This window comes from Mobilicoccus sp. (assembly GCF_032060985.1).
GTDB lineage: Bacteria > Actinomycetota > Actinomycetes > Actinomycetales > Dermatophilaceae > Mobilicoccus.
Map to the genome: position 1 here is coordinate 179,885 of NZ_DAMBGD010000005.1, position 9,838 is coordinate 189,722.

Annotated in this window: 9 protein-coding genes and 1 tRNA gene; 7 read left to right on the top strand and 3 right to left on the bottom strand. The window is 65.7% G+C overall.

Annotation, left to right across the window (positions count from 1 at the left end; genetic code table 11):
* Positions 1-11 precede the first annotated feature (11 nt).
* Complete coding sequence (gene tdh / locus RT054_RS06390) at positions 12-1,058, bottom strand: L-threonine 3-dehydrogenase (protein ID WP_313022638.1); 1,047 nt, start codon at positions 1,056-1,058, stop codon at positions 12-14.
* Positions 1,059-1,221: 163 nt separating this feature from the next.
* Here tdh and RT054_RS06395 point away from each other — a divergent pair.
* Positions 1,222-1,294: transfer RNA gene (locus tag RT054_RS06395), tRNA-Lys, on the top strand.
* Positions 1,295-1,512: 218 nt separating this feature from the next.
* On the opposite strand, the gene RT054_RS06400 is transcribed toward RT054_RS06395, so the two are convergent.
* Positions 1,513-2,997: an amino acid permease gene (locus RT054_RS06400; RefSeq protein WP_312722545.1), complete on the bottom strand. Its 1,485-nt coding sequence runs from the start codon at positions 2,995-2,997 to the stop codon at positions 1,513-1,515.
* 656 nt (positions 2,998-3,653) lie between these two features.
* Between RT054_RS06400 and RT054_RS06405 the strand changes: the two genes are divergently transcribed.
* Positions 3,654-3,989 carry a hypothetical protein gene (locus RT054_RS06405; RefSeq protein WP_312722546.1) on the top strand — a complete coding sequence of 112 codons (336 nt, stop codon included), beginning with the start codon at positions 3,654-3,656 and terminating at the stop codon, positions 3,987-3,989.
* Positions 3,990-4,149: 160 nt separating this feature from the next.
* On the opposite strand, the gene RT054_RS06410 is transcribed toward RT054_RS06405, so the two are convergent.
* Positions 4,150-4,710, bottom strand: a complete 561-nt coding sequence (locus RT054_RS06410) for a copper resistance protein CopC (RefSeq protein WP_313022640.1) — start codon at positions 4,708-4,710, stop codon at positions 4,150-4,152.
* A gap of 250 nt (positions 4,711-4,960) precedes the next feature.
* On the opposite strand from RT054_RS06410, the gene RT054_RS06415 reads away from it, so the two are divergent.
* From RT054_RS06415 to RT054_RS06435, 5 genes are all read left to right on the top strand, one after another.
* On the top strand, positions 4,961-5,323 hold the full coding sequence (locus RT054_RS06415) for a hypothetical protein (protein WP_297105145.1): 363 nt from the start codon (positions 4,961-4,963) through the stop codon (positions 5,321-5,323).
* 121 nt (positions 5,324-5,444) lie between these two features.
* Positions 5,445-6,191, top strand: coding sequence for a hypothetical protein (locus RT054_RS06420; protein ID WP_077351353.1), 747 nt, complete (start codon positions 5,445-5,447; stop codon positions 6,189-6,191).
* Between the two features lie 51 nt (positions 6,192-6,242).
* Positions 6,243-7,352: an XRE family transcriptional regulator gene (locus RT054_RS06425; RefSeq protein ID WP_313022645.1), complete on the top strand. Its 1,110-nt coding sequence runs from the start codon at positions 6,243-6,245 to the stop codon at positions 7,350-7,352.
* 33 nt (positions 7,353-7,385) lie between these two features.
* Entirely contained in the window at positions 7,386-7,625 is a 240-nt protein-coding gene (locus RT054_RS06430; protein ID WP_313022646.1) for a DUF2188 domain-containing protein, read from the top strand.
* Positions 7,626-7,685: 60 nt separating this feature from the next.
* On the top strand, positions 7,686-9,797 hold the full coding sequence (locus RT054_RS06435; protein ID WP_313022647.1) for a DEAD/DEAH box helicase family protein: 2,112 nt from the start codon (positions 7,686-7,688) through the stop codon (positions 9,795-9,797).
* Positions 9,798-9,838: the final 41 nt, after the last annotated feature.

Genomic DNA, 9,838 nt, shown 5'->3' on the forward strand with positions numbered 1-9,838 from the left:
GCAGGTGGCGCTCAGAGGGTGCCGGCGATGTCGAGGACGACCTTGCCACAGTGGCCGGAACGGGCTGTCTCCCATGCGGCGGGCCACTCCTCGAGGGGGAAGGTGTGGGTGATGACCGAGCTGACGGTGTCCTGCAACAGCGTCGAGGTCTGCAGCATCGCGCTCGCGGCGTACCAGGTCTCGTACATCTCCCGCCCGTAGACGCCGCGGATCGTCAGCATGTGGGTGATGACCTTGCCGAAGTCGATGGCGAAGCCCTCCTTGGGCAGTCCGAGGAGCGCGATGCTGCCGCCGTGGTTCATGTTCTCGATCGCTTCGCGCAGCGCGGCGGGGTTGCCCGACATCTCGAGTGCGACGTCGAAACCCTCCGACATCCCGAGCATCCGTTGGGCGTCGATGATGTGCTCGCGGCCGACGTTGACGACGAGATCGGCACCCGCGTCCCGCGCGAGGCCGAGGCGGACGTCGGAGACGTCGGTGACGACGATGTAGCGGGCTCCCGCATGCCGGGCGATGGCCGCAGCCATGACGCCGATGGGGCCGGCTCCGGTGATGAGGACGTCCTCACCCACCAGTGGGTACATGAGGGCGGTGTGCGTCGCGTTGCCCAGAGGGTCGAACAGCGCCCCGACCTCGGGGCGCATGTCGCGCGGTTGCACCCACACGTTGGAGGCGGGGATGACGACGTATTCGGCGAAGGCGCCATCGCGGTTGACCCCGACGCTGGAGACGTTGATGCACATCTGTCGACGTCCTGCGCGACAGTTGCGGCACGTCCCGCACACGACGTGCCCCTCACCCGAGGCCATCTGACCCACGTGGCAGGAGGTGACGTCCTCGCCGGTCTCGACGATCTCCCCGAAGAACTCGTGCCCGATCGTCATCGGGGGCTGCACCTCTCGGGCCGCCCACTCGTCCCACTGTTCGAGATGCAGGTCGGTGCCGCACAGGCCCGCGGCGAGAACCCTGATCTTGACGTCCTGAGGGCCACACACCGGCTCGGGACGATCGATGAGCTCCAGGCCGGGGCCGGCGTGGGTCTTGGCGAGTGCCTTCATGGCGCAATCTCCTTGTCGTGGCCTTTGTCTCACCGTAGGTCCGCGGGGTCCTCGCTGTCCCCGGATCCGGGCGAGGCAGCCCGGGCTGCTCGCTCACACGAAACGCCCTGACCAGCTGATTTGAAGATTCCGAGGCCCCCGGGGTAACGTTCTTCCTCGTTGCGCGCCATTAGCTCAATTGGCAGAGCAGCTGACTCTTAATCAGCGGGTTCGGGGTTCGAGTCCCTGATGGCGCACAGAAGACGAGGGGCCCCGGGCGACCGGGGCCCCTTTCTCATGCCGGGACGGCGACGACCCGCCCTGCGCCCTCGAGCCCGCCCCATCGTCGTGGTCGGCCCCCGACGCGGTCGTCGCGGGACGCCTCGCGCCCGGACCCGGCGAGGGCCGCCCCCGGGGTCTCCCGGTGACGGCCCTCGCGAGTGAGGCCGGTACGCGACTCGGCGCGCGCGGATGGTCAGTGTTCGAAGAAGGGGAGCTCCGGCTCCTTGTTGAGGCGGCTGTTGCGGTAGCCGTAGGTGAAGTAGATCGCGAAGCCGATGATCATCCAGATGAGGAACCGCAGCCATGTGTCGAGCGGCAGGTTGAGCATGAGGTACAGCGACGTGAGGGCGGCGATCCACGGCAACGCCGGGGAGAGCGGCACCTTGAAGGAGCGCTGCAGGTCCGGGCGCCGGCGGCGGAGCACCGGCACGGCGAGGGAGACGAGCACGAACGCCGACAGCGTGCCGATGTTGACCATCTCCTCGAGCTCCCCGATCGGCGTGAGCGAGGCGACGAGCGCGACGAGCAGGCCGATGCCGACGGTGAGACGCACGGGCGTGCCGGTCCTGGGGTTGGTGAGGCCCCAACTCGGGGGCAGCAGGTGGTCACGGCACATCGCGAAGATCACGCGGGTCGCCCCGATGAGCAGCGTCATGACGACGGTGAACAGGCCGGCCACGGCCCCTGCGGAGATGAGTGTCGCCGCCCAGGGTTGGCCCACGCTCTCGAACGCGGCCGCGAGCGCCGCCTTGGGGTTGATCTGGTCGTACTTCACCATGCCGGTGATGACGAGCGAGACCGCGACGTAGAGGAACGTGCAGATGATGAGCGAGGCGATGATGCCGACCGGCAGGTCCCGCTGCGGGTTGCGCGCCTCCTCGGCGGTCGTCGCGACGACGTCGAAACCGATGTAGGCGAAGAACACGAGTGAGGCGCCCGCGAGGATTCCCCCCCAGCCGTAGACCGTCGGGTTGAGGCCGAAGAAGATCTGCAACAGGGGCTGGTGCAGGATGCTCGCGGCGGACTCGGCCGGCGGCTGTGCGGCGGGGATGAACGGGGTGTAGTTGGCAGGGTTGATGAATCGCAGTCCGGCGACGATGACGAAGAGCACGATGAAGAGCTTGATGCCGACGAACACCAGGTTGACCCGCATGGACTCCTTGATGCCGTAGGCGACCAGCGCGGTGATGACGGCGACGAGCAGGAACGCGGCGAGGTCGAACGGGCCGTTGCCCGGGGCGAGGGAGTGGGGGAACGGGACGCCCAGGTTGTGGAGGAAGAGGACGAAGTACTGGGACCATCCCTGGGCGACGACCGACGCGCCGAGCATCATCTCGAGGAGCAGGTCCCAGCCGATGATCCAGGCCACGATCTCACCGAGCGTGGCGTAGGAGAACGTGTAGGCCGACCCCGACACGGGGACGGTCGAGGCGAACTCCGCGTAGCATAACGCCGAGAGGCCGCAGGCGACGGCGGCGATGGCGAAGGAGATGACGATCGCGGGCCCCGCGTAATCGGCGGCGGCCCGTCCGGTGAGGGTGAAGATGCCCGCGCCGATGATGACGCCGATGCCGAAGACCGTGAGGTCGACGGCGGTGAGGCTCTTCTTGAGTCGGTGCTCCGGCTCGTCGGTGTGGGCGATCGACGCCTCCACCGATTTCGTTCGCAAGATGCTCATGTGGGCACTCCGGTCTGGCACCCCTGTGGTCAGGGTAGGTGGAGAGGCTCGCCGGGCGGCGAGATTCGAACGGGGTAACGGTAGTGGGTGCGGGGCCTCGAATCGTGCATCGGGACAAGGCCGTCGGCGCCGATCTGCGCCCGTCTCGGGCAATCGCCGGGGGCCGGTCGACGGGTCTCGGCGGGGACCGAGAACCCTCCCGGAGGAGGACCGCGCGGGCGGGCCCGAGGGCGGGCTCGAAGACCCGTCGGGCACGGTCGCGACACGCGCGGTGGGCACCTGTTGTACCCATGTGCGCGCATGATCTGCGCGCACGCCGTGCGACCGGGCCCGAGATCGCGAGTCGCCTTCCCCCGCAACGACGATCCGTCGGCGGCGCGGCATCACGGCTGGGATACGTGACGGGCGAGTAGCCGCCTCGCGGCGACCACACCGCGATCGACGAATCGCGTTGCGCGCGAACGTCGGAGGCGGAAAACAGGGACGCGAGCAGGCGTCATCGGCGGCTCTGCCTGCAGTTTTGTCTGTCGTGCGTCCTGGACGTGTGTCGTACAGTTTTTCCAATGCGTCGTCCTGGGGAGGCGAGACGGCCGGGAAACCGGTTGGTCGGGAGCGCGGCGCACACCGATGAAGGCAAGCAAGGGGGGAACGATCGCATGACCAACGACATCACCGCGTATGGCGGCATCATCGATCAGCGGGCGATGAGTACGGAGCAGCGCCAGATGCTCGCGCAAGTGCTGCGTGAGCTCTGGTGGGACTGCCACCGCGACTTCGTCCGGCCGATCGTGGACCTCGAGACGCTCCGTCTGTCGTCCACGTCGCTGCACGCACTGGCGGCCGACCTCGACGAGGCGGGCTACCTCACGCATGCCCGCATCGTCCGGCGGGCGGCTGCGCCCCAGGCGCAGGCGTTCGACCGGGCGGTGACCCCGCAGCGTCACTGGCGCCCACGGGTCCACGAGGGCTACGCGGTCCGCGCGGCACGCTGAGCCGTCGGTTCGCACTCGGGTACACCCGGCGACGCCCCCGACACCCCGGCATGGTGGTGTCGGGGGCGTCGTCGTGTCGGCGTCCGGAGGTCCCGGGGGCGCGGCCGTAAGAGGACCAACAGGATCCGTGGAGCCGGCGCGAGATCGTCGGAGTGCGGTGTCAGCGGCGACGTCGTCCGGAGAGGAAGACCACGATGCCGCCCACGACGATGATGACGGCGGCGACGCCGCTGAGGACGTACATCATCGTCGTGGAACCGTCGCCGTCGGCCGGGGTGGGGTTCGCCGTGGGCGCGGGGACCGCCGGCGCGACGTTGCCTCCCGTGGTCGGGGCGGACGTGGGCCCACCCTCGACGGTGAACGAGATCTCACCGGTGATGGGGTGGCCATCGGCGCTCACCACCCGGTAGCGCACGTGGACCAGGCCGGGCGGCAGTCCCTCGGGGATCGAGGCGTTCACCGTGGGCCCGTGGACCTGGGGCGTCACCGGGTGGGCGACATCCGCGTGGTCGGCGACGATCACCTGCGTGCCCTGCTGCTGGATGTTCTCGTTGAACTCCAGGGTCACCGTCGCCGGCATCGTCGTGAGCGACGCCCCGTCCTCCGGCGTCGAGGACACGAGCGCCGAGTGCGCCGAGGCCGACAGGCCGGGGACGGTGAGGAGCACGAGGGCCGTGAGCACGGCGAGGATCGACGAGATGACGGCAGAGCGGCGGAGCATGCCCCCATCCTGGCATGGGTGACCGAGTGTCGCGGGGCCGCTCTCGCGAGGGGCCCGACGGGGGTCGCGGGGGATGCGGAAGGCCCCCCGACCGATCGGTCGGGGGGCCTTCGCCGTGGGGTGCCTGAGTAGTACGTTCGGCAACTCCGCCCCCAAGACAAAAACGCTGGTCAACCGCCTAGACCGTGGAGTCTACGAGGTCTCTCGACGCCCCCAGAATACCGCTCCGAAGGACGATCGTGGCCCCGTCGTGAGGACTGTCGAGACGGCTCAAACTTTTCTCACCGCCGCCGAGGTGGACGCGCTCGTCGGCGACTACCTCGCCGGGATGAGCGTCAAGGCACTCGCCGAGAGGTACGGCATCCACCGCGCCACCGTGTTCTCGCACCTGCGTCGCCGCAACGTGCCGAGCCGCCGACCAGGGCTGGGAATCGACGAGAAGGCCGAGGCCGTGCGCCTCGCCCGAGCGGGCGTCTCGATGCGAGCGATCAGTCGCCGGATGGGCGTGGACCGCAAGGCAGTACGTGCAGCGCTGGTCGAGGCTGGACTCATCGTGGATGACACCGACGATTCGCGTCTTGACCGACTCGCCGGGTCCGATCTGACAGACTGAGGGTGTTGAGCCGAGTGAAGAGTGACCTCGGCAGCCATCCTGTTGGTGCTAACTCTGACGGATTGCCGCGTGATACTAAAGTTGTGTGCTAGAGTCCTTCGTGACGACGAAGGAGGCCCCGGTGGCTCAGCAACACGACAGCGACGACTGGCGCAGCGAGTTCCAGCCAGCAGAGCTCGCGGCACTCCGCGAACGAATCCCGACCGCGATCCAGCGCAGCCAGGATCGCTCGGCCCGCGCTCAGGCAGCATATGACGATCCCGATGGGGACCAGGACGTGTACGGGGCTGGCATGGCCCGTGGTGTGCAGAAGGAGCTCCGCACACTTCTGTCCGACCTACCTACCTATCGGGAGGCAAAGGTCCCGACGACCCGACGGATGCTGACCTTCGTCGGCAACACACTCATCTTCGCGCAACGGGTGGGCAAGCAGATGCCGCGCAACGTTCGCCGTGTTCGGCTCAGCTACTTGCCTGACTCGCGCCGTGAACTCCTCTCGAAGACGAGCAACGTCAAGTACTCGGACCCCGGGCTCTTCGACATCAGTGACGTTCTCGAAGGAGATCAGCCTGCATCGCTTGAGGATGCGCTCAGCCACGTCGAACTGGCTGTGCCTCGCACTACGCTCTTCGTTCCCTACTACAGCAGTACGCCGCAGGGTGTGGGAACGGTCTACTTCGCACCTGCGCGACTGAACGGCCGGTACCTGGAGTTTGCAGACCCCGAGCGGCTCACCTATGAGCGCACGCCTTCTTCGGTCGATGCTCCGCACACCATGTTGAAGCCTGTCGCCGGGTTCAACGGCAGCGAGCGTCCGCGTACCTCGGTGAAGCTGCGCCAGCGGCGGTCCGAGCAGGAAGGCAACTGACCCATGCCGACTGAGTACGTAGGCGACGCTGACCTAGCGGCGGTTGCCAGGATGTTTGACCCAGCGCGGCTAGCTCAGGCTCGTCGGATCAGCAAGATGTCCAAGGCTGACCTTCATCGCAAGGTTGGCGTATCGGCCGCCGCGATCGGGCAGTACGAGCGTGGAGAGGTGCGTCCCCGCGCAGAGACGGTCGCTGCCCTAGCCACGGCGCTCGGTGTTCCGCCGGGCTTCTTCGCGCTCGGGCGTCCACGCGTCCAGGTGGACATCGCTGAAGCGTCGTTCCGTCGACTCCGTTCAACGACTGTCACGCAACAGCAGCAAGCGACTGCGTATGTCGAACAAGCCTGGGAACTCAGCTGCTACCTCGAAGAGAGCGTGGAGTTCCCTGATCTAGACCTCCCTACCTGGGCGCAGGTCGACTCATCGGATGTGCCCGACCCCGTGACAGCAGCGCGAGCCATGCGTCAACACTGGATGCTCGGGACCGTGCCGATCAATCACCTCGTGTACGAGCTTGAACAGCATGGCATCCTGACAGTCTTCTTCTCCATGAAGGAAGACCTCGCACTTGACGAGAAGAGCCGGATCGACGCCTTCTCGACCACCGCACTGCCACGTCCCATGATCGTGCTGACCCCAGACAAGGCCAACGATGTTATGCGGCATCGGTTCTCGGCCGCGCACGAACTTGGACACATCGTCCTTCATCACGGCCGGCAAGGAACAGATAGCCAACTTGAGCGGCAGGCAGACATGTTCGCGGCCGAGTTCCTCACTCCTCGCGATGCGATCCGTGACCAGTTGCCTCGGCGCATCAACTTCAACCGGTACGAGGAACTTAGCCAGCTGTGGGGGGTCTCCATCAACTCTCTGATCTTCCGGTCCCGGGAGCTTGATCTTATCTCGGAGTCCACAGCCCGTCGCGCGTACATCACGCTGAATGGGATCGCTCGGCGACCCATGCCGGTTCACGACTATCCCGGCGAGCGGCCGGAACTCCTGAAGTCCGCGCTTGAGCTGCTTGACCAGGCAGGTGTGCCGCTGACGCAGGTCGCGGAAGACCTCCAGATGACGCCTCGTCACATACGACGGCTAGCTGACATCGACGATCCCCAGCCCAAGCTGACGCTGGTGAAAGACCATCCAGACAACAGGAAGTAGTGGGCAGCAGTCCCATCCGAGAAAGGAAAGATCATGACCGAACCCAACAAGCGAGTAGTCCAGCGTCGAAGCGACGGCGACTGGGAGGTGCGGAAGCCAGGAGCTGATCGCGCCAGCGCCGTAACCTCCACACAGGTCGAAGGCATTCAGCGCGCCCGCACGATCCTCGGCAACGACGGAGGCGGCGAGCTACAGGTCCGTTCGCTCAAAGGGACGATCCGCGCGCAAGACACGATCGCACCCGGGAACGACCCGAGGTCATCCAAGGGCTGATCGCGACGCGCTTGTTGGCAGTCGTGCTCCCTGGGTAGGCGAAGAAGAGAGAGGCTCGATGTGGAATACCGGACCGAGGATGTCTGGGCGACGCCGCACGTGGCGGGCAAGAACGTAGTCCGTCAGTTGCTGGTTCCGGCGTATGACAACGTCGAGGCAATTGAGGCTGAGTCGGGCCTCGAATTGGTGAGCACGCCCTTCGGACAGTGGCCCGTAACCCGCGCCGCTGAACTCCCAACCGAGGGGCCGCTTGCGGCGAGGCTTCCGGTCCGCCGATCAAAGAACGCCCAGATCAAATGGGCTGGTGGTCGAGAGGCAGTTCAAGCGAGCGATGTCATCCGATCCTTCGACGGTGCCATTGGATTCACCGCTCATGATCAGCCCCACAGCCTGAGGCGCCCGCAGATCGCGGCACTTCATTCCATCGTCGGCTATCAGTCGTCCGGTCTATCTGAGCCTGGGATCGTCGTCATGCCGACCGGCACTGGGAAGACAGAGACCATGCTGGCGTGGCTGGTTGCGCAACGCCCCGAGCGCGTGCTCGTGGTAGTTCCCTCAACCGCGCTTCGAGATCAGATCGCCACCAAGTTTGAGACCCTGGGAATCCTTCAACTCGAAGGCATTGTCGACCGCTCCGCGCTACGCCCCAGGGTGGGACGGCTAGAGGGGCGGTTCGCCGACGATGCCGAGGCGAGAGCCTTTGTCGAAGCGGCGAACGTTGTGGTCGCGACCCCAAACGCGATACACGCCAACGAGCCGGAGGTGCGCGGGGTCTTCTTCCAGGGTTTCACGCACCTACTCGTTGACGAGGCGCACCACGCTCCGGCTCGAACATGGACAGAGATCATCCGGGTCTTCGCGAACCGGCCGACGCTTCTGTTCACTGCAACGCCGTTCCGTCGCGACGGATTGACGCTGCCGGGCCGGGTCATCTTCCGCTTCCCGTTACGCGAAGCCCAAAAGGAGGGTTACTTCAGCACCATCGACTTCAGTGCGGTGCTCGATCTGGACGATGACGATGAGGCATTGGCTGTGGCCGCGGTTTCGCGGCTGCGAGCAGACCTGGCCGCTGGTCACGAGCACCTGCTGCTGGCACGGGTGGGGTCGAAGGCGAGGGCAGATGAAGTTCACGCGCTCTACACACGCATTGCCCCCGAGTTGACGCCGAAGGTCATCTACGACTCGATGTCGGCCCGTCGTAGAGCAGAGACGCTTGGGGCGATGCGAGCCCGGACCAGCCGCGTGATCGTCTGTGTTGACATGCTTGGAGAAGGGTTCGATCTACCGACTCTGAAGGTGGGGGCATTCCACGACGCGCACAGATCGCTGAGCCCAATGGTGCAACTCATCGGCCGTCTCGCCAGAACATCATCTCCACTCCCGATTGGCAGGGCGAGCGTCTTCGTGCGCCAAGAGCCACGCCACGCACTCTCGCCGATGCGGTTCCTTCTTCGCGAGGACCCAGACTGGGACAAGGTGCTCAGCGATATCACTGAGCGCGCCACTGAGCGCGCGAACGAGGTTAGCGAGTTTGAGGCATCATTCGTCGACAACCCGCCGGATGTGCCCGTCGGACTCCTGGAACCCAAGATGAGCGCCAAGGCCTTCGCGACATCCACTACCGACTGGAACCCGCTCGCGGCACGGGACATCTACGGGGACTCCGTGTTGGACGACCTCATCAGCCTCAACGCAGAGAACACTATTGCCTGGTTCGTTGTCGAGACTATTTCTGACCTGCGGTGGGGAGATATCCCGTCACTTCGTGCCACTGATTACACGCTGCTCGCGATGTACCTCGATCGCGGTCAAGGCATCCTCTACGTCCACTGTTCCGACACGAAGCACAGTCTCGATGACCTCGTCGAGGCGGTGCTCGGCCACGAACCGAGACCAGTCAGCGGATACGACACCTTCAAAGTCTTCTCGAAGCTGGACAGGCTGATTCCCACCAATATCGGCCTTCTCGACGCCCGCGATCGCGACAAGCGCTTCTCGATGCACGTCGGCAGTGACGTGGAGACGGCACTTACAGAGGCTGAGCGCACGCACAAGTCCAACACGCATGTCGCAGCGAAAGCCTTCGAGGAAGGTGAGCGTGTCACCATCGCGGCGTCGCTCTCGGGGAGGTTTTGGTCCATGCGTACCGCTCCGAACCTCGCTGAGCCCTGATCCACCGTCCTGATTCTGTGGCGTTGTGGCGGTGAATTCTG

Bases quoted from the DNA above. Each gene is read 5' to 3' on its own strand.
- RT054_RS06410 (WP_313022640.1), bottom strand. From the start codon at position 4,710: ATGCTCCGCCGCTCTGCCGTCATCTCGTCGATCCTCGCCGTGCTCACG.
- tdh (WP_313022638.1), bottom strand. From the start codon at position 1,058: ATGAAGGCACTCGCCAAGACCCACGCCGGCCCCGGCCTGGAGCTCATC.
- RT054_RS06430 (WP_313022646.1), top strand. From the start codon at position 7,386: ATGACCGAACCCAACAAGCGAGTAGTCCAGCGTCGAAGCGACGGCGAC.
- RT054_RS06425 (WP_313022645.1), top strand. From the start codon at position 6,243: ATGTTTGACCCAGCGCGGCTAGCTCAGGCTCGTCGGATCAGCAAGATG.
- RT054_RS06400 (WP_312722545.1), bottom strand. From the start codon at position 2,997: ATGAGCATCTTGCGAACGAAATCGGTGGAGGCGTCGATCGCCCACACC.
- RT054_RS06405 (WP_312722546.1), top strand. From the start codon at position 3,654: ATGACCAACGACATCACCGCGTATGGCGGCATCATCGATCAGCGGGCG.